General features: G+C 66.1%; 18 protein-coding genes. 9 read left to right on the top strand and 9 right to left on the bottom strand.

Features of this window, described 5'->3' with window-relative positions; genetic code table 11:
- The 4 genes from VLA96_09870 to VLA96_09855 form a co-directional block, all read left to right on the top strand.
- Nucleotides 1-253, top strand: a 253-nt coding sequence (locus VLA96_09870; protein HSE49500.1) for a response regulator, incomplete at its 5' end; no start/stop codon positions are given.
- Nucleotides 237-1,025, top strand: a complete 789-nt coding sequence (locus tag VLA96_09865; protein ID HSE49499.1) for an HD domain-containing phosphohydrolase — start codon at nt 237-239, stop codon at nt 1,023-1,025. The genes VLA96_09870 and VLA96_09865, both read left to right, overlap by 17 nt.
- Nucleotides 1,026-1,189: 164 nt before the next feature.
- The gene (locus VLA96_09860; GenBank protein HSE49498.1) at nt 1,190-4,873 is read left to right on the top strand and encodes an MEDS domain-containing protein; all 3,684 of its coding nucleotides are present in this window, start codon (nt 1,190-1,192) and stop codon (nt 4,871-4,873) included.
- The gene (locus VLA96_09855) at nt 4,866-6,479 is read left to right on the top strand and encodes a response regulator (protein ID HSE49497.1); all 1,614 of its coding nucleotides are present in this window, start codon (nt 4,866-4,868) and stop codon (nt 6,477-6,479) included. Before VLA96_09860 ends, VLA96_09855 begins: the two co-directional genes overlap by 8 nt.
- Nucleotides 6,480-6,485: 6 nt before the next feature.
- On the opposite strand, the gene VLA96_09850 is transcribed toward VLA96_09855, so the two are convergent.
- The 5 genes from VLA96_09850 to VLA96_09830 form a co-directional block, all read right to left on the bottom strand.
- Nucleotides 6,486-6,785 carry a DUF2934 domain-containing protein gene (locus VLA96_09850; GenBank protein HSE49496.1) on the bottom strand — a complete coding sequence of 100 codons (300 nt, stop codon included), beginning with the start codon at nt 6,783-6,785 and terminating at the stop codon, nt 6,486-6,488.
- Nucleotides 6,786-6,910: 125 nt separating this feature from the next.
- Nucleotides 6,911-10,282 carry an error-prone DNA polymerase gene (locus VLA96_09845; protein ID HSE49495.1) on the bottom strand — a complete coding sequence of 1,124 codons (3,372 nt, stop codon included), beginning with the start codon at nt 10,280-10,282 and terminating at the stop codon, nt 6,911-6,913.
- A gap of 85 nt (nt 10,283-10,367) precedes the next feature.
- Complete coding sequence (locus tag VLA96_09840; protein HSE49494.1) at nt 10,368-12,014, bottom strand: DNA polymerase Y family protein; 1,647 nt, start codon at nt 12,012-12,014, stop codon at nt 10,368-10,370.
- Nucleotides 12,015-12,050: 36 nt separating this feature from the next.
- Nucleotides 12,051-12,965 (bottom strand): hypothetical protein, encoded by a 915-nt coding sequence (locus VLA96_09835; GenBank protein HSE49493.1) that lies wholly within the window; start codon nt 12,963-12,965, stop codon nt 12,051-12,053.
- A 217-nt stretch (nt 12,966-13,182) separates the two neighbouring features.
- Nucleotides 13,183-13,797, bottom strand: a complete 615-nt coding sequence (locus tag VLA96_09830) for a hypothetical protein (protein ID HSE49492.1) — start codon at nt 13,795-13,797, stop codon at nt 13,183-13,185.
- Between the two features lie 128 nt (nt 13,798-13,925).
- Here VLA96_09830 and alaS point away from each other — a divergent pair, with 128 nt between their 5' ends.
- Nucleotides 13,926-16,661: an alanine--tRNA ligase gene (alaS, locus tag VLA96_09825; GenBank protein HSE49491.1), complete on the top strand. Its 2,736-nt coding sequence runs from the start codon at nt 13,926-13,928 to the stop codon at nt 16,659-16,661.
- 55 nt (nt 16,662-16,716) lie between these two features.
- Here alaS and VLA96_09820 read toward each other — a convergent pair whose 3' ends face one another.
- A complete protein-coding gene (locus VLA96_09820; GenBank protein ID HSE49490.1) occupies nt 16,717-17,520 on the bottom strand; it encodes a hypothetical protein in 804 nt (267 codons plus the stop codon).
- Between the two features lie 128 nt (nt 17,521-17,648).
- Here VLA96_09820 and VLA96_09815 point away from each other — a divergent pair, with 128 nt between their 5' ends.
- The 4 genes from VLA96_09815 (at nt 17,649) to VLA96_09800 (ending at nt 21,447) form a co-directional block, all read left to right on the top strand.
- Nucleotides 17,649-18,029, top strand: a complete 381-nt coding sequence (locus VLA96_09815; GenBank protein HSE49489.1) for a hypothetical protein — start codon at nt 17,649-17,651, stop codon at nt 18,027-18,029.
- Nucleotides 18,030-18,090: 61 nt separating this feature from the next.
- Nucleotides 18,091-18,531 (top strand): FKBP-type peptidyl-prolyl cis-trans isomerase, encoded by a 441-nt coding sequence (locus VLA96_09810; protein HSE49488.1) that lies wholly within the window; start codon nt 18,091-18,093, stop codon nt 18,529-18,531.
- Between the two features lie 10 nt (nt 18,532-18,541).
- Nucleotides 18,542-20,140 carry a tetratricopeptide repeat protein gene (locus tag VLA96_09805; GenBank protein HSE49487.1) on the top strand — a complete coding sequence of 533 codons (1,599 nt, stop codon included), beginning with the start codon at nt 18,542-18,544 and terminating at the stop codon, nt 20,138-20,140.
- Between the two features lie 161 nt (nt 20,141-20,301).
- Nucleotides 20,302-21,447, top strand: a complete 1,146-nt coding sequence (locus VLA96_09800) for a hypothetical protein (protein HSE49486.1) — start codon at nt 20,302-20,304, stop codon at nt 21,445-21,447.
- Between the two features lie 590 nt (nt 21,448-22,037).
- Here VLA96_09800 and VLA96_09795 read toward each other — a convergent pair.
- From VLA96_09795 to VLA96_09785, 3 genes are all read right to left on the bottom strand, one after another.
- The gene (locus tag VLA96_09795; protein HSE49485.1) at nt 22,038-23,597 is read right to left on the bottom strand and encodes a hypothetical protein; all 1,560 of its coding nucleotides are present in this window, start codon (nt 23,595-23,597) and stop codon (nt 22,038-22,040) included.
- A 41-nt stretch (nt 23,598-23,638) separates the two neighbouring features.
- Complete coding sequence (locus VLA96_09790; protein HSE49484.1) at nt 23,639-24,160, bottom strand: hypothetical protein; 522 nt, start codon at nt 24,158-24,160, stop codon at nt 23,639-23,641.
- 462 nt (nt 24,161-24,622) lie between these two features.
- Nucleotides 24,623-25,867, bottom strand: a complete 1,245-nt coding sequence (locus VLA96_09785; protein ID HSE49483.1) for an inner membrane CreD family protein — start codon at nt 25,865-25,867, stop codon at nt 24,623-24,625.
- Nucleotides 25,868-25,887 lie beyond the last annotated feature (20 nt).

The raw sequence follows: 25,887 nt of genomic DNA, 5'->3' as shown, positions 1-25,887 counted from the left end.
GAAGCTGAGCGGACCCGAGGTGGTCGAGCGCTTGCGCGGCGACGCCGTCACCGCCGGCATCCCCGTCATCCTGCTCACCGGCCTGGGCGACGAGAGCCACCGCCGCCGCGGCGCCACCCTGGGCGCCGTCGCCTACCTCATCAAGCCGTTCAGCCCGCTGCAGCTGATGGAGATCGTCGACCACGTCCTGCGCGAGAGGCTCTCCGATGACCACGCACATCCGAACGCTGCGGCCCTTGCCCACTCCGCTTGAGGCGACGCAGGCACAGCTGTTGCAATACGCGCGCGACCTGCGACGGCTCGCCGTCGCCGGGCACTCCGACAGCGCCCGCGTCGACCTGCTCTACCGCCAGCTCCAGCTCTACGCACGCGACCTCCGCCGCGCCTACGAGGCCGAGCAGCGCCGCGCCCGCGAACTCGAGAAGGCCTACCACGATACCGTCCGCCGCCTGGTCGCGGCCTCCCGCTACAAGGACGAGGAGACCGGCTCGCACACCGACCGCGTGAGCCACTACGCGCGCGCCCTCGCCCAGGAGCTCGGATGGAAGCCGGCAGCCGTCGAACTGCTCGCCCACGCTACCCCGATGCACGACGTCGGCAAGATTGCCATCCCCGACGCCATCCTGCAAAAACCGGGCCCGCTCACCGAGGAGGAGCGCGCCATCGTCCAGCGCCACACCTTGCTCGGCGCAGAACTGCTACGCGGCTCAGCCTCGCCCTTGCTCGAGATGGCCCGCCTCATCGCCCTCAACCATCACGAGCGCTGGGACGGCTCCGGCTACCCGCACCACATCCGCGGCGTGAAGATCCCCGCCGCCGCCCGCATCGTCCGCCTGGCCGACGAGTACGACGCCCTCCGCAGCCCGCGCCCCTACAAGTCCGCCATCCCGCACCCGCGCGCCTGCGACATCATCCTCCACGGCGACGGCCGCACCCTCCCCCAGCACTTCGACCCCGAGGTGCTCGACGGCTTCCGCCGCCTGCGCGAACGATTTGAGGACATCTATGGTCGCTACCGCGAGTGAACGGGGAGTGCCCCGCCTGCTTCCCACTTCCGGAATCGCTCCCGAATTGGAGTCCCAAGTCGGGAAGCGGCGTCCCTCAGTCGAGGCGCGGGTTGCAAACAAAGCACTTCGCGCGGTCCGCATTGGGCCGCGGACTGCAAGTGAGAGGGCAGGATGCGAATCTTATGACTGACCTCGCCACCGCGCTTCCTGCGGCCTTGCCGACGGCAAAGACCATCCACGACCTTCGTCCGGGCGATCACTGGTGCGAGCTCTACCACCACGACAGCGAGCATCTCGAGCTGCTGCACGCATTCTTCGCCGACGGTTTCTCCCAGCACCACAAGGTGCTGTACATCGCCGAGACCGAGGTGGCCGAGCGGCAGTTCCAGGAACTGGCAGCGGCGGGCCTGGATGTCGCCGAGCGCCGGCGGAGCGGGCAACTGGTCACACGCACGCCCGATGCCGCCTACCTGGTCGACGGGCGCTTCGACATGGACCGCATGTTCGCCGTCTGGCAGCGCGAGTGCGACGCCGCTCTCGCCGAGGGCTACACCGCGTTGCGCGCCGCCGGCGAGCCCACCTGGGCGCTGCGCCAGGTGCCCGGCAGCGAGCTGCTGGCCGAGTACGAGTCACGCCTCAACCAGTTCGCCCGCACCCATCCCTGCCTCATCTTCTGCCAGTACGACGCGCGCCGCTTCCCGCCCGGCATCCTGCTCGACGTGCTGCGCTCCCATCCCGTCGCCGTGCTCGACCGCCAGGTCCTCGGCAATCCGCACTACGCTCCCGCGGGCGGTCCCCATCCCGAGCAGAGCGATGCCGCTGCGCAGCTTGGACGATGGATCGCGGAGCTGGGGGAAGGACGCAGCAGCAAAGCACTCCCCCCCGCAGGGCGGGCGGCAGGAGCTTCGCCCGTCGCGGGCGCGATGCGCCGGCTCGCCGCGTTCGCCGCCGGCCTGGCCCTGCTGCTTGCCGCGCTCGTGCTCGCCGGCTACGCGACCGGGCAACCGCTCCTCACTTCGTTCCTCCGCGACGGCGCCTCGACGCGTCCCGGCTCCGCCGCCGGTCTGATCCTGCTGGCTGGCGCGCTGCTCGTGCTGCTGCCCCGGCCGCGCGGCGCGCGCCGCCTGTGTGCCCGCGGCGCGGCCCTCGCCGCCGTCCTCCTCGGACTGCTCACCCTGTGCGGGCATCTCCTTGCCTGGCGCGCCCCGCTCCAGAACCTGTTGTCCACCGCGCGGGTCCAGGAATGGCAACTGGAGGCGTCCGGCCGCATGAGCGCCCCCGCCGCCGTCAGCTTGCTGCTGCTCGGCCTGGCGTTGCTGATGCTGGACTGGGAGCCGCGGCCCGGCATCCACCCCGCGCCCTGGCTTGCCTTGGCGGCGCTGCTGCTCGACTTCGCCGTCCTCCAGGGCTTGACCTACGAGGTCGCGGTGCTGACCAGCTTTGGTGTCTCCATCAACATCGGCCTGCCGGCGGCGCTCGGCGGCACGGCCCTGGCCCTCGCTGTCCTGCTGGCCCGGCCGGAGCATGGCCTGATGCGCGTCGTCAGCAGCGAGCACGCCGGCGGCGTGATGCTGCGCTGGTTCCTGCCCACGGCCGTCGCCACCATCTGGCTGTTCGGTTGGCTCAGCGTCGTCGGCGTGCGCCTGGGCTGGTATGACGCCGCCTTCGACCAGGTCGTGTTCAGCCTCCCGCTCGTCGCGGTGTTCACGCTGTTGCTGGCGCGCATGGCGCGCGCGCTCAACCACGCCGGCGACCTGGAAGCGGCGCAGCGCGCTGAACTGGAAGCCTGGAACCGCGAGCTCGAGTCGCGCGTCGAACGCCGCACCGCCGACCTAAAGCGCAGCGAGCAGCGCTACCGCTCGCTCGCCACCGCCACCGCGCAGGTCGTGTGGCACACCGACGCGCAGGGCCAGGTCGTCAACGACATTCCGCTGTGGCGCGAATTCACCGGCATGACCCGCGAACAGGTCCAGGGCTCCGGCTGGATCGAAGCGCTCCATCCCGACGACCGCGAGCGCACCGCCGAGATCTGGCATGCCGCCGTGCGCGACCGCGGGCGCTACGAGACCGAGTACCGCTTGCGCCGCGCCGACGGCGAGTACCGCCACGTCGCGGTGCGCGGCGTCCCGGTGTCGGAGCCCGATGGCGGCATCCGCGAGTGGATCGGCACCTGCCAGGACATCACCGACCGCAAGCGCGCGGAAGAGACGATCCGGCGGGCGGCGCGCTATGCCCGGAACCTGCTTGAGGCCGCGCTCGATCCCCTGGTCACCATCAGCCGCGAAGGCAAGATCACCGACGTCAACGCGGCGACCGAGCGCGCGACCGGCCGCCCCCGCGCCCAGCTCATCGGGACCGACTTCTGCGACTACTTCACCGCGCCCGCCGAGGCGCGGGCCGGCTATGAGCGCGTCTTCGCCGAGGGTGCCGTGCACGACTACCCGCTCGCGATCCGCAGCCTCGATGGCGCGGTGACCGAGGTGCTGTACAACGCCAGCCTCTTCCGCAATGAAGCGGGTGAGGTCGAAGGCGTGTTCGCGGCCGCGCGCGACGTCACCGAGCGCAACCGCGCCGAACACGAGGTGCGCACGCTCAACGCCGAGCTCGAACAGCGAGTGGCGCAGCGCACCGCCGAACTCGCCACCGCCAACCAGGAGCTCGAAGCCTTCACCTACTCCGTCGCCCACGACCTGCGAACTCCGCTGCGCCACGTCCACGGCTTCGTCACCCTGCTGGCGGAGGAGCATGCCGCCCGGCTCAACGACCAGGCGCGCGGCTTCATCGCCCACATCGTCCGCGGCACCGAGCAGATGGGCCGCCTCATCGACGACCTGCTCAACCTCTCGCGCGTCGGGCGCCAGCAGCTCGCGCCGCAGATCGTCGGCCTCCGCCGCCTGGTCGACGAGGTGCGCGAGTCGCTCGCCCAGGAGGTGCTGGGGCGCGACGTCGCCTGGGAGATCGGAGAGCTTCCCTTCGTCGAGTGCGACCCCGCGCTCATGCGGCAGGTGTTCTACAACCTGCTCGCCAACGCGCTCAAGTTCACCCGCCCGCGAGCCGCGGCCCGCATCGCCGTCACGGCCGAGACGCGCGCCACCGAGACGGTGATCTCGGTGCGCGACAACGGCGTCGGCTTCAACATGAAGTATGCCGACAAGCTCTTCGGCGTCTTCCAGCGCCTGCATCGCACGGAAGACTTCGAAGGCACGGGCGTCGGGCTGGTCACCGTGCAGCGCATCATCCACAAGCACGGCGGCCGCGTCTGGGCGGAAGCGCAGCTCGACGCCGGCGCCACCTTCTTCTTTACGCTGCCCGCCGCACCCGCCACGCACCCGGTGCCGCGGCGCAGGGGGAGCGGAGGCCGTCCAGCGAAGTTCCCGGAGGACAATATGCCACAACGAGCTGTTGAGATCCTGCTGATCGAAGACAATCCCGCCGACGTCGAGCTCACCCTCGCCGCCCTGCAGCGCAACCGCCTGGCCAATGAGATCCACGTCTGCCGCGATGGCGAGGAGGCGCTCGACTACCTCTTCGGTGAGAACGGCGGCGCCAATACCGCCGCCCTCCGCCTCATCCTGCTCGACCTCAAGCTGCCCAAAGTCGATGGCCAGCAGGTGTTGCGCACGGTCAAGGGTGACCCCCGCACCCGCGCCCTTCCCGTCGTCGTGCTCACCTCCTCGCGGGAGGACCGCGACATGGTTGACAGCTACCATCTCGGCACCAACAGCTACATCCAGAAGCCGGTGGACTTCGAGGAGTTCCGCGAGATGATCAAGCAGATCGGCCTGTACTGGCTGGTCGTCAATCAGCCCCCGCCGCTCTCTGCGCGCGCGCAGCAGGCCGACACCGTGGAGGCGGGCCGTGGCTGATCCCTCCGACCATGGCGAGCAGACCGTCCGCGTCCTGCTGCTGGAGGACGACGCCGAAGACGCCGCGCTGCTCCAGGCCCAGTTGCGTCAGTCCGACATGCCCATGCAGTTCGAACTTGTCGGCGACGAGGCGCAATACCTCGCCGCGCTCGATCGCGGGCTGCCCGACATCGTGCTGGCCGACTACCGCTTGCGCGGATACTCCGGGCTCGACGCGCTGCGCGAACTGCGTCGCCGCGATCCTCAGCTCCCCTTCATCCTGGTGAGCGGCACGCTCACCGACGAGGTCGCCGCCGGCTGCTGCGACCTCGGGGCGTCGGACTACATCCTGAAGGACCGCCTCGCGCGCCTTCCGCGGGCGGTGCATCGCGCGCTCGGCGAGCACCGGCTGCGCACCGAGAATGCGCGCGCCGAGGAGGAGCTTCGCCAGGCGCAGAAGATGGAAGCCATCGGGCGGCTGGCCGGCGGCATCGCCCACGACTTCAACAACCTGCTCATGGTCATGCGCGGTTTTGCCGAGTTGCTGTGCGTGAACCTTCCCTCTGGCCCCGAGCGCCGCAATGCCGAGAAGATCGTGGGTGCCGCCGATCGCGCCGCCCGCCTGGTCGCCCAGTTGCTCGCCTTCGGGCGCAAGCAGGTCCTTAGCCTGCGCCCGCTTGACCTGAACGAATGCGTGGGCGAGGTTGGCAGGCTGCTGCCGCGCGTCCTGGGCGAGCACATCGAGATCGTCGTCCACCCCGACGCGCACTTGCGCACCGTCAAGCTCGACCCCATGCAGATCGAGCAGGTCCTCATGAACCTCGCCATCAACGCGCGCGACGCCATGCCCGAAGGCGGCCGCCTCCTCATCGAGACTCGCAACGTCGACGTAGACCGCGAGTTCCTTCGCTGCCACGCCGAGGCGTCCCCCGGGCCCTACGTCCTGCTCTGTGTCTCCGACAACGGCTGCGGCATGGCGTCCGAGACCCGCCAGCACATCTTCGAGCCCTTCTTCACCACCAAGGCGCCCGGCAAAGGGACCGGGCTCGGCCTCGCCCCCGTCTACGGCATTGTCCGGCAGAGCGACGGGGTCATCTGGGTGTACAGCGAGCCCGGCAAAGGCACCACCTTCAAGCTGTACTTTCCCGCGATCGCGGGCGCGAGCGAGCCGCTGGCGCGCGCGCGTGCAGCCGCCTCCGAGGTCCCGCTCGGGCACGAGACCGTCCTGGTGGTGGAAGACGAGGACGGCGTGCGCGACGCCATGACGATGTTCCTCCGGCGCAGCGGATATACCGTGCTCGAAGCCTCCCATGGCGAGCGGGCGCTGGAAGTGGCGCGTGCCTTTCGCGGCGACATCGACTTGATGGTCACCGATGTCGTGATGCCCGGCGTGAACGGCCGCGAGCTTGCCCGCCGGCTCGCCGGCGAGCGTCCCATGACGCGTGTGCTCTTTGTTTCGGGCTACAGCGGCTCCGCGATGGCGGAGCAGTTCGCGCTCCAGCCGGACACGCCGTTCCTGGAAAAACCCTTCACTTGGGACGCCTTCGCGCGCAAGGTGCGCGAGGTGCTCGACCAGGCGCGCCTCGTGACCGAGGCGGCGGAGCGCGCGCCCGCGCTCATCCACTGAGCGCGGCTAGGCGCTCTTTTGTCCGCGCCGGCCGCTGCTGCGGCCCAGCACTTCCGCTTCCGCGCGCAGCCAGTGCTCGCGGTCGCGGCCGTCCGGCCGCCCGTCCTGCTCGTACAGCTCGTAGGCGCGCCGCCGGATCTCTTCTTCGGCATTGCGCGGCGTCTCGCTCACCGGCAACGTGGGGTTCGGGTTCGCCGAGACCGGCGGCTTTGCTTCGGTCACGTCCGGGCCGGCCGCGCTCGTGCTGCGGCGGCGCGTGGCGCTCTTTACGGTTGCGCCGCCGTCGTCGTTCTTCGCTCTTGGCATGGGGGACTGCTCCTCGGGGAAATGCGCCAGAGCCGGACCGGAAAGGCCCGCGATGCTCTTGCGGAAAGCCCATGGTAAACCAACGGGCTGTGGATGGCGCGTCTTCTAAAATGAAAATCGGGTTTTCAGTGAAAATCGTGCGAAGAAGTCTCCGCCCGGGTGACGCGCAGCGGCTCCACCCGCTCGGCCTTCACCGAGAGCACGTTGTCCTGGTTCTGCAGCACGCCCTCGACCATCAGGAAGCGCTCGCTCGCCAGCTCGGTGCGATAGCGCTGGTAGAGGTCGGGCGTGACGATGGCGTTGGCGATGCCGGTCTCGTCCTCCAGGCTGAGGAAAACGAAGCCCTTCGCCGTCCCCGGGCGCTGGCGCGCGATCACGCAGCCGGCCACCTTCAGCTTCTTCCCGCTGCGGAAGCGCGGCAGGTCGATGGCGCGGAAGACGCCGCGCTCGATCATCTCGCGCCGGTGATAGCTCATCGGGTGCGGCCCCACGGTCAGCCCGGTGCCGCGGAAGTCGGCGACCAGGCGCTCTTCGTCCGTCATGCGCGCGAGCGGCGAGGGCGCGTCCTTCTCGACCAGGTTGCGCAGCAGCGGCCCCACCGCGCGCCCCGCGCGCTCCGCGTGCCACAGCGCGTCTCTTCGATGAAAAGCGTTTCCCGTTTCCCGTTTCCCGTTTTCGGTGGCCTCGGGAAACGGAAAACCGGAAACCGGAAACGATTTTCCGATACTGTTCAACGCCCCCACTTCAGCCAGCTTCACCAGCTCGTCCTTCCTCAGCTCCGGCACTCTGCGCGCCAGGTCGTCGATGGAAGCGAACGGCGCGCGCGCGCGCTCGCGCACGATGGCCCGCCCCGCCTCCTCGCGCAGCCCTTTCACGTAGCGCAGCCCGAGCCGGAGAGCAAAAACCCTTTCACCACAGAGACACAGAGGCACAGAGGAATGCAATTCTTTTCCGTTTTTCTCTGTGTCTCTGTGTCTCTGTGGGGGATTTTGTTTTTCCAGCGTGCACAGCCAGTCCGACCGCGTGATGTCCACCACGCGCACCGCGAGCCCGTGCCGCTGCGCGTCTTTCACGATGGTCGACGGGTGATAGAAGCCCATCGGCTGGTTGTTGAGCAGCGCGGCGGTGAACGCCGCGAGGTAGTGGCACTTCAGCCACGCGCTCGCGTACGCCAGCAGCGCGAAGCTCGCCGCGTGCGACTCCGGGAAGCCGTAGAGCGCGAACGACGTGATAGCTTTCACGATCGCGTCCTGCGCTGCTCCCGTGATCCCGTTGCGCGTCATCCCCGCGCGCAGCTTCACCTCGACTTCCGACATGCGCGCCTCCGAGCGCTTGAAGCCGAAGGCGCGGCGCAGTTCCTCCGCTTGCCCGCCGGAGAAGCCGGCGGCGATCATCGCCATCCTTAATAATTGTTCCTGGAAGAGCGGCACGCCCAACGTGCGCTCCAGCACCGGCTCGAGCGACGGGTGCGGATACTCCACCGGCTCGCGCCCCTGCCGCCGCTTCAGGTACGGATGCACCATGTTCCCGACGATCGGTCCCGGCCGGATGATCGCCACCTGCACCACGAGGTCGTAGAACGTGCGCGGCTGCAGCCGCGGCAGGCACGACATCTGCGCGCGGCTCTCGATCTGGAACATGCCGACCGTGTCCGCTTTCGAGAGCGCGGCGTAGACCTCCGGATCGTCCGCCGGCAACTGCGCGAGGTCGACCTCTTCCTGGTGATCGCGCCGGATGGTCGCGATCGTCTCCTCGAGCGCGGCCATCATCCCCAGCCCGAGCAGGTCGACCTTCACGATGCCGAGGTCGGCGCAGTCATCTTTATCCCACTGCACCACCACGCGCCCGGGCATCGCCGCCGGCTCCAGCGGCACCACCGAATCGAGCTGCCCCTGGCACACCACCATGCCGCCCGAGTGCTGCCCGAGATGCCGCGGCAGGTCCTGCACCGCGTGCATCAGGTCGTAGAACTTGCGGATGCGTGGATGACGCAGGTCGAACCCGGCGTCGCGGAACTGCCGCGCGCGCGTGTCGGCGGGGTCGTGGTACTCCCACGAGCTCACGTGCTTGGCGAGCCGGTCGAGCGTCTGCTGGTCGAAGCCGAGGACTTTCCCGACCTCGCGCGCCGCCGAGCGCCCGCGATACGTGATGACGTTGGCCGTCATCGCGGCGCCGCGTTCGCCGTAGCGCTGGTAGACGTACTGGATCGCGCGCTCGCGCTGGTCGCCCGACGGCAGGTCGAGATCGATGTCCGGCCACTCGCCGCGCTCTTCGGAAAGGAAGCGCTCGAACAGCAGGTCCATCCCGACGGGATCGACCGCGGTGATGCCGAGCGAGTAGCAGACGGCCGAGTTCGCCGCCGAGCCGCGCCCCTGCACCAGGATCCCGTGCTCGCGGCAGAACTGCACGATGTCCCACACGATGAGGAAGTAGCCGGCGAGCTCGAGCTTCTCGATGAGCGTGAGCTCGCGCTCGATCTGCCGCCGCGCCCGCGGCCACAGGGGACGCTTGCCGTCGGTCAGGTAGCGCAGCCGCGCGCCCTCCATCGTGCGCTTGCGCAGGAACGACTGCATCGTCTCGCCCTCCGGCACCGGGTAGCGCGGGACCTCGTATCCCAGGTCGGCAAGCGTGAACTGCAGTCGCGCCGAGACTTCCGCGGTGTTGGCGATCGCTTCCGGCAGGTCGGCGAACAGCCGCTGCATCTCGCGCGCGGGCTTCAAGCACCGCTCCGAATTCCGCGCCAGCAGGCGCCCGGCGCGGTCCAGCGCCGTGTGCTCGCGGATGCAGGTGAAGATGTCGAGCACCTCACGCTCCTGCGGCGCCGCGTAGCGCGCGCCGTTGGTCGCGACCAGCGGCAGCGCCAGCTCGCGCGCCAGCTCGACCGCCGCCTGGTTGCGCGCCTCTTCCGCGCGGTCGTAGTGCCGCTCGAGCTCGACGTAAACGTTTTCTTTGCCGAACGTCGCGACCAGCCGCTCCAGCTCGCTGCGCGCTTCTTCCTTGCCTCCGCGCGCGAGCGCCGCCGCCAGCGGTCCGTGCTCGTCGCCCGTCAGGCAGATCAGCCCGCGCGCATGCTCCGCCAGTTCGTCGTAGTCGGTCGCGCACCGCTCGCCGGCCTTGGGATGCTTCGGCAGCCGCAGCTTCATCTTCGTGACGAGCTGGCAAAGGTTCTGGTAACCGACACGTTCTGCCACTAGCAGCGGAAGGCGAGCCGGCTCACCACAGAGACGCAGAGACACAGAGGTACCCATTTCATTCTCGTTTTTCTCTGTGTCTCTGTGTCTCTGTGGTGGAAGTGAGATCTCCGAGCCGATGTGCGCTCTCACGCCGGTCTTCTTCGCCGCCATGTGGAAGCGCGGCGCGCCGTAGACGCCGTCGCGGTCGGTGAGCGCGACCGCCCCGAGCTCCAGCGCCGAGGCGTACGCCGCCAGCTCCTCCGGCAGCGAGCCGCCTTCGAGGAAACTGAACGCCGAGCGCGCGTGAAGTTCTACGTAGCCCATTTCATTCTCGATCTACGGCTTACGATCTTCGACTTACGACCTGATCCCAACTCGTAAACGACCAGGTCGTAAGCCGTAAATCGTGTCAGTCGTAGCTGCCGAACACGAACCAATCTCCCGACGCGGCGTCGCGATACATCCGGTAGAGCGCCGTGCCGTCTTTTGTTTTCAGGGCGACGTCCCACTCGTCGCGCTGCCAGCCTTCGTTCGTCCACCACTCGCCCGACGTGCGCCACGGCCCGGCGCACGCGAGCACCTCCGCGCGCGCCACCTTCAGGAACGAGACCCGCGCCGGCTTGCCGCCCTGAACTTCCACGCGCGCGCGCAGCGGCGGGCGAAACAATCGCAGCGCGAGCTTCGCAGAGTTGCGAGCTGCGAGTTGCGAGCTGCGAGTGGCCGGTTTCACTCGCAACTCGGAACTCACAACTCGGAACTTCTTCACCCGGTGCGCATCCGGCCGGTGCGAATCCAGCACCTCCGCCGCGCCCACGTTCTCCTCGCCCACCAGCGCCGCCACGCGTGCCAGCAGCAGCTCCAGCTTCTCCGGCTCCGGCGCTACCGGGACGAAGAACCCGCCCTGCGTCGCGCGCGGCTTCACCGGCTCCGCCCGCAGCGCGAGCTTCTTCACCGGCGCGCCCGGCGGATGCGCCGCCAGCTCCAGCTGCAGCAGCTTCAGCAGGACCTTCGCGTCCTGCATCGGCACCGGCAGCTTGAGGGTGCGAGCAAAAACTTCAACGCCGAGGCGCGGAGAGGCGGAGGGATCCGTGGAGGAATCTTTTTCTCTCTTTTCCTCCGCCCCTCTGCGTCTCTGCGTTGGATTTTCGGGATCTTCGGGGGGATCGAGCACACACGTGAGCTTGAGTTCGTTGGTCGCCAGCGACCGCGCCTTCAGCCGCGCGCATAGCTGCTCCAGCATGCGGTTCAGCAGGAAGACCAGCGGCTCCAGGTTCTCCACCGGATACTCCAGTTCCGCGGTCTCTTCGAATTCGAGCGGCGGCTCCAGCGGGACGAGCGTCCGACGGCGCTCGCCGCGCGCCAGTTGCTGCAGCGTCAAGCCGCGCTGCCCCAGCCGCTCGACCACGGCGACCGAAGGCAGGTTCGCGAACGGCCGCAGCGTCCGGATCCCCCAGCGCTCCATCACTTCCGCGAACCGCTCCACCGGCGGCGCGCCATCGAAGTCTTCCGGGCGCTCGGCCTCGGGCGCGAGCACGCCGACCTCGAGCAGCCCGAGCCGCTCGGCCGTCTTGTCTTCCGGCACGATGGTCACGCCGTTGAAGCCGCGCGCCAGGTAGGTCGCGGCGTCCGGATTCGCCGCCGCCGCCACGTTCGCCTCCAACCCCAGCTCGCTGGCACGGCGCGCCAGGTCGCGCGCGATCTTTGCCGGCGGGCCGAACAACGACTCCAGTCCGGCGAGATCCAGCACTACCGTGTCTGCCGCGGTGTCTTCCACGCGCGGCGAGAACGCGCAGGCCGCGTCGAGCAGCGCCGCGTGCGCCGCGGCTTCCTGCTCGGGCAAGCGCTTCCGCAGCGTGACGTTGCCGGCGAATTCCTCGAGCTGCAGCTTCGTCAGGCCCGCTTCAATGCCCAGCAGCCGCGCCCGCTCATTCGCTGCCGCCACGCGCTCCAGCGGCGGCTTGCCCTCCAGCACCGCGATCGCGTGCTCGCGCAGCGCCGGCTCCACGCGCACCACCGCTTCGACGGGAAGGTCCGGGATGTAGAGCGCGGCGAACATAAGGGATTGCCGATTGCCGATTTACGATCGCCGATCTCAGACCGCCCACGCGGCGGTGGCGGCGAGACTCGCCGGCTTGCTCGCCGCCGCGTGCTTCTTCTGCGCATGCCCGCGCACCAGCTCGACTGCGGCGCTCATCCCGGTGAAGATCGCTGCGGCCGACGGCCGAGGGCCGACGACCGGCGACTCGCCTGACGACTGCAATCTGAAGTCTGAAGATTCGAGCTTTAGCACCACTTCCGCGCAGCTCTTCGCGTGCGCCTCTTCTTCCAGCACGACCAGCGCGGCCGGCGTGCCTTCGACCGCGCGCCGGAAGCGGAACCACGTGGTCAGCGGGACGCGCCGCGCCATCTCGACCGCCACGTCGCCCAGGTCGAGCGCCACCAGCCCGAAGCCGCCGCTCGCCAGCAGCAGGTCGGCCACCCGCAGGACGCTGTCGAGTACCGAGTACCGGGTACTGAGTACCGAGTTGTGAGTTGCGAGTTGCGAGTGGCGCGAAGACCCAGGCTTCACGCTTCGCAAAGCTTCTCGCTCGGTACTCGGTGCCCGGGACTCGGTACTGCCGCACCGCACCCACAGAAGCCGCTCCAGCTCGATACCCGCCTCCCATCCGGAGTGTGGATCGAAGCTGCCCGAGGCGTCCACCAGCGCGCAGAACTCCTGCCGCGCCGTGACTTGCGCGAGTAAAGAAAGGAGCAGGGAAGTCCGCCCGGAGGAAGCCGCCCCGGTGATCTCGCTCAGCGCGCCGCGCGGCACGCCGCCGCACAGCGCGTCGACCTCCGCCACCCCGGTCGGCAGGCACACCGGCAGCGGGCGCTCGCGCACCGTCAGCGCCGACGGGACCTTCTTCTCCAGCGCCGCCTCGACGCTCTTCTTGATCAGTTGGGATTTTGCCGCGCCCGCGGGCAGCGCCGACAGCTCGACCGTGGGTACCGCCAGGGGAGAAGCCATATAAGAATCCTGAGTCCACAGTCCCTAGGACCGGCCACCGTGGACCGTGCACTGTGGGACTGTGAACCAATAAGGTGGCGGTCCGAGGATCCAGGCCACAGACCGAACGGGCCGCCAAGGCTGAAAGATCGAAGGGAACTCTTGATTCGCCTTTTCTTCGCCTATCTGGGTAGGATTCTGCGCCTGGCGGGAAAGGTTGTCAAGCGGGTTTTTGGGGCTAGGCCAGCTGCACGGAGTAGCGCACCGGCATGTTCACCGCGCCGAACCTCGTGCGCTGGTTGTTGCGCAGCCGGCTGAGCGTCGCCTGGTCGCTCGGCGAGAAGCCCGGATAGCCGGGCAGGTCGAACGACGTCCAGGTGAGCAGCCAGCTCGTCGCCGTGTCGTGATAGGCCGCCACCGAGCCGTACGCCAGCTCGTAGGTCACGTTGTTGTACTTGAACTGGATGGTCAGCGCGACCTGCGCCGTCGTGCCGGGGCCCATCGAGACATACGGCCCGAAGTAGTTCACGCCGAACGCGCTGACTTCCGCCAGGAAGTTCTGCGGCAGGCCGGACGCTTGCCACGCCGGCGACGCCGGATCGAAGATGAAACGCATCCGGCGGCCCGTGCTGTAGGTCACCAGGTTGGCATTCTTCCCGCCCGCGCCCAGGTACGACTGCACTCCGCTCGCGCCGTTCAAGTAGGCGTTGTTGCCGTCGTGGCTCACGCCCGCGCCGGTCAGCGAGAGGTTCGGCTGCACGAAGGTGTTGGTCGCAGTCCCCTTCGAGGCCGCCAGGGCGACCACGGTCAGCGAAAGCAGGATGAGGGTGACAGCGAACGGACGACGGCGCATGGAGTGCTCCTTGATGGTTCGAAGGGCCTGGGGACTGAAGTTGTACGGGGAAGTCGATTGTGCGGGCACGGGCCGCGGATGTCAACGGGAATCACGCGGATTCAGCCTGCTAGAATGACGGTTTCGCCATGGCCGAGCGCTCCCGCATGTCCGGTTCCGAGATCCGCGAGATGTTCCTGCGCTACTTCGAGCAGCAGAAACACCGCCGCGTCCATTCGTCCTCGCTCCTGCCGGCCAACGACCCCACGCTGCTCTTCACCAACGCGGGCATGAACCAGTTCAAGGACACCTTCCTCGGCCTGGAGAAGCGCGACTACTCGCGCGCCTGTAGTTCGCAGAAGTGCGTGCGCGCGGGCGGCAAGCACAACGACCTCGAGAACGTCGGCTTCACCAACCGCCACCACACCTTCTTCGAGATGCTCGGCAACTTCAGCTTCGGCGACTACTTCAAGCGCGACGCCGTGAAGTTCGCCTGGGAGCTGGTCACCTCGCCGCAGTGGTACGGCGTCGACAAGTCCAAACTCTACGCCACCATCTTCCAGGGCGAGCAGGGCATCCCGCGCGACGACGAGGCGGAAAAACACTGGCTCGAGGTCGGCGTCCCCAAGGATCGCGTCTTCGCCATGGGGATGAAGGACAACTTCTGGGCCATGGGCGACACCGGCCCCTGCGGCCCCTGCTCCGAGCTGCACATCGACCTGGGCGCGGCGGCCAGCGAGCAGGGCCACGCCGACTGCAAGTTCGGCTGCGAGTGCGGCCGCTACATGGAGATCTGGAACCTCGTCTTCATGCAGTTCGACCGCGACGCCGCGGGCAATTACAACCCGCTGCCCAAGCCCTCGATCGACACCGGCATGGGACTGGAGCGCATCGCCGCCGTGCTCCAGGGCAAGCTCTCGAACTACGACACCGACCTGTTCACGCCGTTGCTCGAGCACGCGGCCGAGCTCGTCGGCGTCGACGAGAAGAAGGAGCTCGCGGCGGAGAAGGACACGCGCAATGCGGCGTCGCTGCGCGTCATCGCCGACCACGCCCGCGCCTCCACGTTCCTCATCTCCGACGGCGTGCTGCCGTCGAACGAAGGCCGCGGCTACGTGCTGCGCAAGATCCTGCGCCGCGGCATCCGCCACGGACGCCTGCTCGGCCAGAACCAGCCCTTCATGTTCCAGATGGTCTTCGCCGTCCGCGACCTCATGCAGGGCGCCTACCCCGAGCTGAACGAGACCGCCGACCGCGTGAGCAAGGTCATCCACGAAGAGGAGCGCAGATTCGCGCACACGCTCGACCTCGGACTCAAGAAGCTGGAAGACGATTTCGCGCCGCTGCTCGCCGAGAAAAGGAAGTCCCCGGACTCGTCTCCAACCTACTCCGGCGACGCCGCCTTCAAGCTCTACGACACCTTCGGCCTGCCCTTCGACTTCATGATGGACGCGGCGCGCGACCAGGGGCTGCACTTCGATGTCGAAGGTTTCGAGCGCGCGATGCAGCAGCAGCGCGAGCGCGCGAAAGCCTCGTGGAAGGGCGGCGCCGGCAAGGCGACCGCCTCGCCCCTCCTGCGCGATCTCGCGAAGACGGTCTTCGAAGGCTACGCGCGCACCGAATCCGCCGACTGCAAGGTCATCGCCATCGTGAAGGGCGGCGCGGGCGCGCAGGAGCTCAAGCCCGGCGAAGAAGGCGAGGTCGTCCTCGACCACACTCCGTTCTACGCCGAATCCGGCGGGCAGGTCGGCGACGTCGGCTGGCTCCTCGACTTATCGCGCAACGTCGTCGCCCAGGTCCGCGGCTGCACGCTGCCGGTGCAGGGCGTGCGCGCGCACCACGTCGTAGCGAAACATCCCATCGTGGTCGGCGACCGCGTCATCGCCAAGGTCAACGACGAAGTCCGCGCCCACACCATGCGCAACCACACCGCCACGCACCTGTTGCACGCCGCGCTGCGCGAGGTCCTCGGCAAGCACGTCAAGCAGGCGGGCTCGCTGGTCGCGCCCGGCCACCTGCGCTTCGACTTCTCGCACTTCACCTCCGTCGCCGACGAGGAGCTCCAGGACATCGAGGACCTCGCCAACAAGGAAGTCCTGCGCAACGAGAAGATCGAGGTCATCAACGACGTCCCCATCGACCAGGCCATCAACGAGTTCAAGGCGATGGCGCTGTTCGGCGAGAAGTACGGCGACAAGGTCCGCGTCATCCGCATCGGCGACTTCTCCACCGAGCTCTGCGGCGGCACCCACACCGGCGCCACCGGCGAGATCGGCCTGATCAAAGTGCTGAAGGAAGGCTCGGTCTCATCCGGCGTGCGCCGCGTGGAGGCCGTCACCGGCGCCGGCTCGCTCGAGCACTTCCGCCGCGACCACGAGCTCGAGCACGTGGTCGCGAACCTGGTCCGCGGCGAAGCGGCTTCGCCCGCGCAGGCACTGCGCTCCGAACTCGACCGCCGCGAGACGGAGATAAAGAAGCTGCAGAAAGAATTGGAAACCCTGCGCATGCGCTCGGCGTCGTCGGCGGTCTCTGCGGCTGGCGATACCGTGAAGACGGTGAAGGGCGTGAAGGTCGCCGTCCAGCGGGTCGAGAACGTGGACCGCAACCAGATGCGCACGCTGGTCGACAACCTGCGCAACAAGCTCGGCTCTGGCGTCGTCGTGCTGGGGTCCGCCCTCGACGGCAAGGCCGCCATCATCGTCGGCGTCACCAAGGATCTGACGGAAAAAGTCCAGGCCGGCAAGATCGTCGGACAGGTCGCCGCGAAGGTCGGCGGCAAGGGCGGCGGCCGCCCCGACCTCGCCGAAGCCGGCGGCCCCGACGCCACGCAGCTCGACGCCGCCCTCAGCTCCGCGTACGGCGTCGTCGAATCCCTGCTGCCGTGACTTCAGTCTTCAACCGCGCCGCGCCAATCCTCTTGGCCGACGACCGACGCCCGCTCTACTCCGCCTCGCACACCGCCGTCTCGTTCACGTTGGCGATGTCGCTCTCCGAAGCCGCCCACGCCTTCTTCTCGTTGTCGTACTTCAGCACCGAGCTGTAGTCGGCAGGCTCGCACTTGTAGTCCTTGCCGGCCATCGCGCCCTTCGTGCCGGTCACGTGCGCCGCGAGTTTGTACGTCATCCACTGCCGCTCCTTGTACTGGTGGTACTCCTCGCTCAGGATCTCGACGCTCTTCACCGTGAAGTCCGGCCGCGCGTTCTTCCACCCCGCCACGAACAGCTCCGCCGCCTGCGACTTCGTCGGTCGCCCGGCGGAGTTCGGCCCGCCCAGTTCGTCCACTTTCCCCACCGGCAGCTCGACGAACTGCCACTGCCCGCCGGCCAGCTTGTACAGTGCCGCGGTGTGGAAGCGCGCCTTGGTCTGGTTCGGCCGCTCGACCGTGACGTCGACTTTCTGCCGCAGGTAGCTGCCCTGCCGGCCCATCGTCGTCGTGCTCCAGTTGGTCTCGTTCCATCCCCAACTGCTCCAGTCGAAGCTGCCGCTGGTAGTCGTCGACGTCGAGACGCTGCCCGGCTCGTCGTTGTAGGTCGGCTCACCGACCTTGTCCACCTGGATGATCTTCTCCTTGGGATACGCCTCCGCCCACTTGCCGCGCACTTCTTTTTCCATCTTCATCCAGGAGGGAACCACCGCGCCCGCCATGGTCTTCGGTTTCGGCTGGGGCTTCGCCGGCTCGCTCGCGGTCTGCGCCGCCGCGCTCACCGCCAATAGAAGGATGACGACACCCGTCACGTATCTCATGGCTGCTCCTTTTCCCGTTGGAAGGCACAGCAGAATAGACCAACGATTTCCGCTGTCAAGACGCCGAGCCCCGACTTGCGCTAAGATTCCCGGCTCTGTCCACCGTGGACCGTGGACCGTGGACTGCCATGCAGCGCGTCCGTTTCATCACGCACAAGGGCAAGCAGGTCCTGTTGCTCGACTACAGCCACTTGGCCGACGAGGCCGAGCAGCTCGCCATGGTCGAGGAGCGCAAACGCTTGGTGACCTCTCAGCCGAAGGGCTCGGTGCTGACCGTCGCCGACGTCACCGGCGCCAAGTTCAACAAGAACGTCATCACCAAGATCAAGGAAGCGAACGTCTACGACACGCCCTACGTGGTCCGCGCCGCCATGGTCGGAGTCGACGACGCCCAGCAGAAGCAACTCGAGGCCGTCGAGACTTTCTCCCACCACCTCCACGAGCGCTTCGAGACGCTCGCCGAGGCGCTCGACTGGGTCGTCGCCGCCGACCAGGGCCCCGGCCGCTGACGCCCCGCCGCCGATGTATCATCTTCTTTTGCGCATTCCAGCTTTTCCCTACGGAGACCGCATGAAACGCACGCTCTCGCTCCTGCTCGTCCTCGCGGCCTGCGCCGCGCTGCTTGTCGCGCAGACCGCCTCGACCGCCGCCCCCACCAAGGTCACCGGCAAGCCGAAGATGACCAAGTCTGACGTCGAATACTGGGACATCAAGGTCGGCGAAGGCAAAGTCGCGACCCCCGGCAAGACAGTCGTCGTCCACTACACCGGCTGGCTCACCAACGGCAAGAAGTTCGACAGCTCCGTCGACCGCATGGACCCCTTCACCTTCCAGCTCGGCGCCGGCCAGGTCATCAAGGGCTGGGACGAAGGCGTCGCCGGCATGAAGGAAGGCGGCAAGCGCCAGCTCAAGATCCCGCCGACCGCCGGCTACGGCTCGCGCGGCGCCGGCGGCGTCATCCCGCCGAACGCCACGCTCATCTTCGACGTCGAGCTGCTCAAGGTCCGCTAAGGAGGTCGCGATGAAGCGCTTCTGTCTCGTCCTCGCATTGGTGTCGCTCGCCTTGCCGCTGCTGGCCGACGAAGGCCATCACCACGACCTGACCAGCGCGCAGCTCGGCGCGGTCTCGTTCCCCACGTCGTGCTCGCCGAAGGTCCAGAAGCAGTTCGAGCAGGGCGTGGCGTGGCTGCACTCGTTCGAATACCAGCAAGCCGAGAAGACCTTCGAAGCCGTCACCGAGCGCGACCCGAAGTGCGCGATGGGCTTCTGGGGGCGCGCGATGTCGCTCTATCACCAGCTCTGGGCGCGTCCGAACGCCGGCGAGACCAAGCGCGGCGCCGCGCTGCTGCGCGAAGCCCAGGCGCTCAAGCCCAGGACGCAGCGCGAGCGCGACTACATCGCCGCGCTCCAGCTCTTCTTCGCTTCGGCCGACGAAGCCGGCTACACCGCGCGCGTCGAGCAGTACTCCGCCGCGATGGAAAAGCTCCGCCAGGCGAACCCGCAGGACCGCGAGGCCGCCGTCTTCTACGCGCTCTCGCTGCTCGCGCGCGACGACGGCGACGACCCCTCGCTCAAGCTGCGCCGCGAAGCGGTCGCCATCCTGAACCAGCAGTTGCCGGGCGCGAGCGCGCACCCCGGCATCACGCACTACCTCATTCACGCCACCGACAATCCCGAGCTCGCGCCGCAGGGCCTGGCCGCCGCGCGCGCCTACGCCAAGATCGCGCCCACCTCGCCGCACGCCGTGCACATGCCGTCGCACATCTTCTCGCGCCTCGGCCTGTGGCACGACAGCGTGCAGTCCAACACTGCCGCGCTCGCCGCCGCCGAGAAGATGCACGGCTTCCACATGGCGCACCACAAGGTGCACTCCATGGAGTTCCTCGAGTACGCCTACCTCCAGCTCGGCGACGACCGCAACGCCCGCGCCATGCTCGACGCCATGATGAGCATGAAGAAGGAGGACGTGGACCCGGCTTACTACGACTACTACTACGACCGCCGCGTCACTTTTCCCGCCACCTTCTACCTGGAGCGTCACGACTGGAAGCAGGCGCTCGCGCTGCGCGCCGACGCCGGCGCGCCTCCGTTCGTCGCCGCGAAAGCGCATTGGGCGAACGCCATCGCCGCCGGACACCTGAAGGACGCCGCGACCGCCAAGTCCGCGGTCGACCAGCTCCAGGCTGCCATCGCCGCGACCTCCGCCGGCGACAAGGCCTACTTCGCGCGCTACCTGGACGACGGCCGCAACGAAGCTCTCGCCTGGCTGCGCTACGCCGAAGGCAACCACGCCGAAGCCATCACGCTGCTGCGCTCCGTCGCCGAGAAGCAGGACAAGGTCGGCAAGGGCGAAGTCGAGATCCCGGCGCGCGAGATGCTCGCCGACCTGCTGCTCGAGCTCGGCCGCGCTCCCGAAGCGCTCGCCGAGTACCAGACCGCGATGAAGACCGACCCCGGCCGCTTCGACTCGCTCTACGGCGCCGCGCAGGCGGCCGCTGCGGCGGGGAAGCAGGAGCTCGCCGCCCAGTACTACGCGCAGCTGGTGAAGAACTGCTCCGGCTCGGACTCCGATCGCCCGGAACTGGCGCGCGCCAAGGCCGCGGCCAACGCCGGCGATTAAGGATCTTTCACCACGGAGGCCACGAAGGTTCACGAAGGAAGACCAAGAAAAGGCCTTCGTGTTCCTTGGTGTCCTTCGTGGTGAAAGGTTTTGTCCTTGACTCACCGGAGGCCCCGCCCCTAACATCCGGCTCCCCGTTGCATCCCCACAGAGGTGAGCGTATGAGCCGCAAACAAGCTGCTGCCGCGTTCTGCCTGGTCGCCATCGCGTGCGCATTGCTGGCGCCGCAGCCCGCCGCCGCGCAGGACGCCGACCAGCCCACCATCCAGAAGGACTCCGTCCAGGTCACCGCCTGGACCGTGAACTCCTACAAGAAGAGCTTCGACGTCTGGAGCTGGGTGCCGGCGCTCAAGTTCCGCGTCAACGGCCCTATCCCGAGCGGCAGCCAGCTCTACGCCGAGTTCGGCTATCCCGGCGCGCCCAAGTGGGTCTCGTTCAACTGCTCGACCGGCGACACCCAGCCCGGCTACTGGTGGAAGACCGAGTGCGGCGGCCGGGACGTCGAGGAGACCGGCAAGAGCACGCTCTACACCGGCCCGGTGAAGTTCGCCATCAAGATGAAGAACGAGTTGAACGGCACCGACATCACGCTGTTCACCGGCACCGCCAAGGTCGGCAAGACGCGTTCCAACGAGAACGGCCCGAAGTTCGCGCAGCACATGGTCTACTACGTCGACCACGACTGGAACCTGCCCATCGCCTACGTCTATCTCGTCGCCGACGACGTGTACGGCATGAAGTATCCGACGCTGGGCTTCTCGTTCTGGTACCGCGGCGAGCCGCACGGCGCGCCCGATCCGCACGTCTTCCACAACGGCAAGGAAGTCGGGAAGATGTACTACGACGGCGACGAGGTCGGCAAGGCCGGCTGCGGCTCCGACGAGGTGCAGAACAACGTGACCCACTTCACCGCCGAGAGCGATCGCTACAACTGGACCCGCGTCGCCTGCAGCTTCCCCAACCTCAAGGCCTGGAACGACACCGACCAGCCCAACGAGAGCATGTTCGGCAAGATGTACCTGCTGAAGGAGAACCCCGGCGACTACGAGATCAAGTTCCTCCACAAAGGGAAGCTGGTCCGAGTGGCGCAGTTCAAAGTGGATGCCGACGGCAAGCTGGTGGATAACGGCATCGCAGGCGCGAACAAGCTCGGCCGCAACCGCGTCATCGTCCCCATCCAGGTGCTGGGCGACATGGACGGCGCCTGGAACAAGACCGCGTGGAAGACCGACGCGTTCTACGGCAACCCGCTCACCGGCTTCAGCGTGCCGGCCGGACCAGCAGCGCCGGCAGGTGGGAAGAAGTAAGAGCCAAGTAGGCGCCGGCGTCTGACCGGCGTGGCCGGCGGTCGCTATTCACATGTCGAACCCGCGACAACTAAGAGAGTTGTCGCGCGACCCTCAGAGCGCGCCTTACGTTTTGACGCAGTCAGGGTTCGCCGCTGCTTCGTCAGTGGCGTTTACCAGCAGGTTTTGGAGAATCGGGTCTGCTTGTGGCCCAAACGCCCTTCAATCTGCAGACTCTGCTACTCCCATCTTCGCTGACCTTGTGGCCGAAAGAATAGGCCTTATCTCCCAAATAACAGACAGGCACGAATTCTTCTTCTTGCTTCTCTCCTTCAGACTTACTCGCTGATGGTTGGATCAATGACTCAGGATAGTGGTCTATCCATCTTTGATTCGTATTGCAGTAGATGACTTGGTTGCCTAGCTGAACCTGGGCACCAGGTGAATAGGCTAAATCATCCAGGTAGCACAACTTCCCTTGCTGAGCCTTGGGGCTGGTTCCTGTCTGCTGCATTCCGAACGCGCTGCTCACCATCACGAGGAGCAGAAGCGGCATAACATGTCGAAGACTTAGTCTCAGCATTTGCTTCTCCCTTGTTTGGTCTCATTCTTCAATCGAGGTGTGTATCTCTTCTGATAACCATGGGGCTGGTCCCCCTCCATATAGGAGTTCTTAGGAGGGACGCAGCGGCCGTTACTTCCGCTGAAGCCCTGATCTCGTCGTCGTTAATATCAGCGATGATCTGCTCAGCACACGATGGCGACAATGCAGCGGCCACCTCCACGATGTCACCCCAGTGCTGCGAAGAAGGCCAGAACAGTTTGATCGCTTGATTTGGGTCGTTGGGGTTTGCATCCTCGTGATAGACATCCGCCACGAAGCGAGACGCCCGTTTAAGAACACTTTGCGCCTGTTCCAAGTCGCCTAATTTCGCGTAATAAATCGCAGCTTCAACGAAGTCGTGCCATTCCTTTGAGGTCAACTTTGAGCTGGACAAGACAGACCAACGTGAAAGGACCTTCTTGCTTAGATCGGGGTTCTTGACCAAGAACACGCGCGCCATGCCAAGAAGCGTTCTGGAGGAAGAATCCGCCGGCAATCGATCCGCCTGCGCCAACGCGTTCTGCAAATCCGTCCCCGCCATCGCAACGGTCTGGCTCTCGATAGAAGAGAGCTCGACTCTCTGCAGCAAATCTCCGGACTCGTTAGAAGAATGTGAAATACCGAAGCTGGCTGATTTCTCTTCTTTTTCTCTGGTCGACCCGCGCCCCGATTGAGCTCCGTCAGGGAATCTCTGCATCCACTGTGCAGCCTGCTTGGACTCCTTCAGCAACCTGTCGGCCTGGGCTTCGTCCAGTTTCCTCAAGATCGGCCAAAGCTGGAACACTCGAAACTCTTTAGCATTTACGAAGACAAGTGGCGAACCGGAGAAGTTCCCGACCATGCTTCTCTCCCGGCTTGCACGGTTGTTGTCTTTAACTTGCTTCAAAAGCAATTCGATCGCCTCGCGCTTTATTTCGTCGCTGAAACGGTCTGAAAATCGGACGAGGACTGAGGCCAGATCGTCTGGAGCCCCCGTCGTTACTTGTGGATATTCCGTATTCTTGAAGACCCAGATCGCGTGCAACATGACCGCGTTTGGGCGTTCCGTGTCCGATGAAGGCAGTCTTAGAAGTATCTCGCGGGCGGCCTGGTACACCTCTGGCTCACGATCGACTCTTTGATAAAGAGCCACAGCAGAGCTAAGGCGACGTGCCGAGAGATCGCTCTCGACCAGTACCCGAAGCGCAATCGCTTTCAGTTCGGGGTCTTCGGGAAGCCGTGATCGGATGTGTCCCGGGCTGAGCCTCGCTGTGGCGGAAACCACTTCCGCCCCCAATGCCTTGATGTCTGGTCGCTCCTGATCTGGCAGCGACAAGAAAATGTCATACGAGCGGTTCAGGAGTTCAGCAGCTTTGGCCTTGTCAAAAGCGCTGTAGGCGTTGCTTTCAAGCAGTAGTAGTGACGTCTGCATCGGCGGGGATAACTCGGAAAGCCCCGTTTCGACACCCTTCAAGTAACGAACCGCCGTAGCGTCGGCCTGCTTGCGGTGGTTACGGGGATGGCCGGCGTTTCCTGTTTGAGTCGCTTGAAAACCAAAGGTAAATGCTGTCAAGAACATCCAGGCCACGAGGGGAGATCTCCAGGACATATTCACGTCGATATCCCCTCTCACCGAATCGGTGGCAGGCTCTCACCGAATTCTTTTTCAATCTCGGTCTTGTTGCTGCCTTTGTAGGCGCCGGTCCAACTTCTTAGAATCGTTCCATCCGAAGCGATTAACAGGGTTTGTGGAGTACTGCCCAGATTCATCTGGACGACCGAAGTGAACGAAGCAACGCTGTATACCGGAAACGGAAGTGAATTGCCCGTGCTGGCTTCCAGCCGAGTGTCCGAGAGCGACAACCCGACAAAACGGTATCGTGATTTAGTGTTGTTGGCTAATGCGGTGATAGCCGGAAGATTGGCCTCACACCATTGGCAAGTCGGGGAGAGTACATAAAGAACTACAGGGCGTTGTTCCTTGGAAAATTCCAATTCCAACGCCCTGTTCTCACTATCCATCACACGAAATGGGGTAACTCGTCGCCCAATGACACTGTCATGTCTGCCTGCGGCTTGCTTCTGCATCGAAAGTCCAAGCCATACATTCAGAGCCAGCGACCCCGTCAACAGAATCATGACGAATTGCATATCCGTCAGGTGAATCCAATTTCGGCGGGGCATAACGAAGATCCCTCAAGTGGGGCTAGGGTTGGATACAAGCCTGTCCCTTGGGGAACCAGGTTCCATTGATACATATTTGCGAACCTCGGCAGGCGCCGTCGCTGTAGCACAGACCTGCGTAAACGCATTCTCCGGGCCCGCACGCTAAGGCATATGCCGACAATGCCAGCAACACCAAAATCACCGAAAGAGTCTTCGGACTGAGCATGTTGCGCGTAAATTTCCGAGCCAATTTCATCGACGTTCCTCCTCGAACCGGTGGCCAGCTATACCACGACTTGCCACGGGTCAACCGAAAATGCTCGATTTGTTCCGAATTCAGAACAAGAACAGAACAGGGCGGGTGGCCCCACCCTCCAGTCGACGAAAATTGAGTGCAGTGGTTGCCCACCCCAACTGGTTTCGCTTGGGCGAGAGAGCGAGGACCGTTTACACTGCCGGCTTCTTCGCGAACTTCTCCGCCCAGTTCACCCGCCCGGTCATCTGCATCACCACGAACAGCGTCAGGATCGACCCGATCGTGATCGCCAGCCCGGTGAAGCCCTTGAAGAAGAACGCGTACGAGAACAGCACCAGGTATACGAGCTGCGCCAGTCCGGCCTCGACCGCCGCGAACCGTATCCCGACCACCAGCCGCAGGTACGAGATCACCAGGATGATCGACACCACCGCGCTGATCGCGAACGCCAGGTGGATCGAGATGTGGTCCACCAGGTACGCCATCAGCAGGTGGAAGGCGAAGAACGCCGCCGCCAGGAAGAAGTAGTTCATCGGATGCAGGTCGCTCCCGCGCAGCGTCGTGATGATGAACATCAGGAAAAAAAAGAAGAACAGCGAGATGGGCGCGAAGAAGCTGATCTGCCCCGCCAGCGGCCCGGGTTGCAGCTTCTCCGGCATCGCCATCGCGATCGCGTACCCGGTCACCAGGTTCTTGTAGTCCCAGTCGAGCGCCCACCCGCCCGGCGTCTCGCGCTTCTCCGTGGGCGAGAGCGTGTTCTCCGGGAAATCGATGTCCTTGAAGTTCGTGGTCATGTGCAGCTTGAAGTCGCGCACCTGCGCTACGCGCTCGTTGTCGCCGCCGAAGTCGTACGACCACCGTTCCAGCCCCTGCGAGCGATATCCGACCTTGAGCTGCGCCGTCTGCCCGGCCGCGACGCGCGCGCTGCCGTGGACGCCGCCCGCGTCCGTCTTCGTCGCCACCGCTTTGCCGTCCACCAGCAGCGTCAGGTCGTCGTAGATCGCCTGCGCTGCCGGGAAAGTGAGCTTGAAGCTGACGTCTTGCTCCTGCGCGCTGTCGTTGCGGAAGGTGTACGTGCCGGCGAACGCGACCTTGTACGTGCTGTACCACAGCAGGCCCTTCTGGCGATGTTCCAGCGCGAGGTCCGCGGTCACCTCGCTCGCCTCCAGCGGCAGTGCGAAGGCATCGACCACCTCAACCTCGCGCCGCTCGGTCTTGCCGTTCTCGGTCGCGACCAGGTTCGTCTGCTTGCGCGTGCGCGTCCACGTCGCCTCGGGCGGCGACTGTTTCTGCTGCGTCCCCCAGTTCGACGCGACCTTCTCCTTCAGCCCGCTGTCCATGTCGTAGGTGCGGTTCATGATGGTCGCGCCCAGGATCAGCCACGCCACCGCCGTGCACACGAAGATGAAGATGATGGCCGCCAAACGCTTTGCCATGGAGAACTCCATTGCCTTCC

Source organism: Terriglobales bacterium (genome assembly GCA_035457425.1).
GTDB lineage: Bacteria > Acidobacteriota > Terriglobia > Terriglobales > Acidobacteriaceae > JACPNR01.
This window is presented reverse-complemented; position numbering and strand designations above follow the sequence as displayed.

Excerpts from the sequence above, each read along its gene's own strand:
- VLA96_09840 (HSE49494.1), bottom strand. The coding sequence starts at position 12,014 with ATGTTCGCCGCGCTCTACATCCCGGACCTTCCCGTCGAAGCGGTGGTG.
- VLA96_09845 (HSE49495.1), bottom strand. The coding sequence starts at position 10,282 with ATGGGCTACGTAGAACTTCACGCGCGCTCGGCGTTCAGTTTCCTCGAA.
- VLA96_09830 (HSE49492.1), bottom strand. The coding sequence starts at position 13,797 with ATGCGCCGTCGTCCGTTCGCTGTCACCCTCATCCTGCTTTCGCTGACC.
- VLA96_09850 (HSE49496.1), bottom strand. The coding sequence starts at position 6,785 with ATGCCAAGAGCGAAGAACGACGACGGCGGCGCAACCGTAAAGAGCGCC.
- VLA96_09820 (HSE49490.1), bottom strand. The coding sequence starts at position 17,520 with ATGAGATACGTGACGGGTGTCGTCATCCTTCTATTGGCGGTGAGCGCG.
- VLA96_09800 (HSE49486.1), top strand. The coding sequence starts at position 20,302 with ATGAGCCGCAAACAAGCTGCTGCCGCGTTCTGCCTGGTCGCCATCGCG.
- VLA96_09860 (HSE49498.1), top strand. The coding sequence starts at position 1,190 with ATGACTGACCTCGCCACCGCGCTTCCTGCGGCCTTGCCGACGGCAAAG.
- VLA96_09805 (HSE49487.1), top strand. The coding sequence starts at position 18,542 with ATGAAGCGCTTCTGTCTCGTCCTCGCATTGGTGTCGCTCGCCTTGCCG.
- VLA96_09810 (HSE49488.1), top strand. The coding sequence starts at position 18,091 with ATGAAACGCACGCTCTCGCTCCTGCTCGTCCTCGCGGCCTGCGCCGCG.
- VLA96_09835 (HSE49493.1), bottom strand. The coding sequence starts at position 12,965 with ATGGCTTCTCCCCTGGCGGTACCCACGGTCGAGCTGTCGGCGCTGCCC.
- VLA96_09785 (HSE49483.1), bottom strand. The coding sequence starts at position 25,867 with ATGGCAAAGCGTTTGGCGGCCATCATCTTCATCTTCGTGTGCACGGCG.
- VLA96_09790 (HSE49484.1), bottom strand. The coding sequence starts at position 24,160 with ATGCAATTCGTCATGATTCTGTTGACGGGGTCGCTGGCTCTGAATGTA.
- alaS (HSE49491.1), top strand. The coding sequence starts at position 13,926 with ATGGCCGAGCGCTCCCGCATGTCCGGTTCCGAGATCCGCGAGATGTTC.
- VLA96_09815 (HSE49489.1), top strand. The coding sequence starts at position 17,649 with ATGCAGCGCGTCCGTTTCATCACGCACAAGGGCAAGCAGGTCCTGTTG.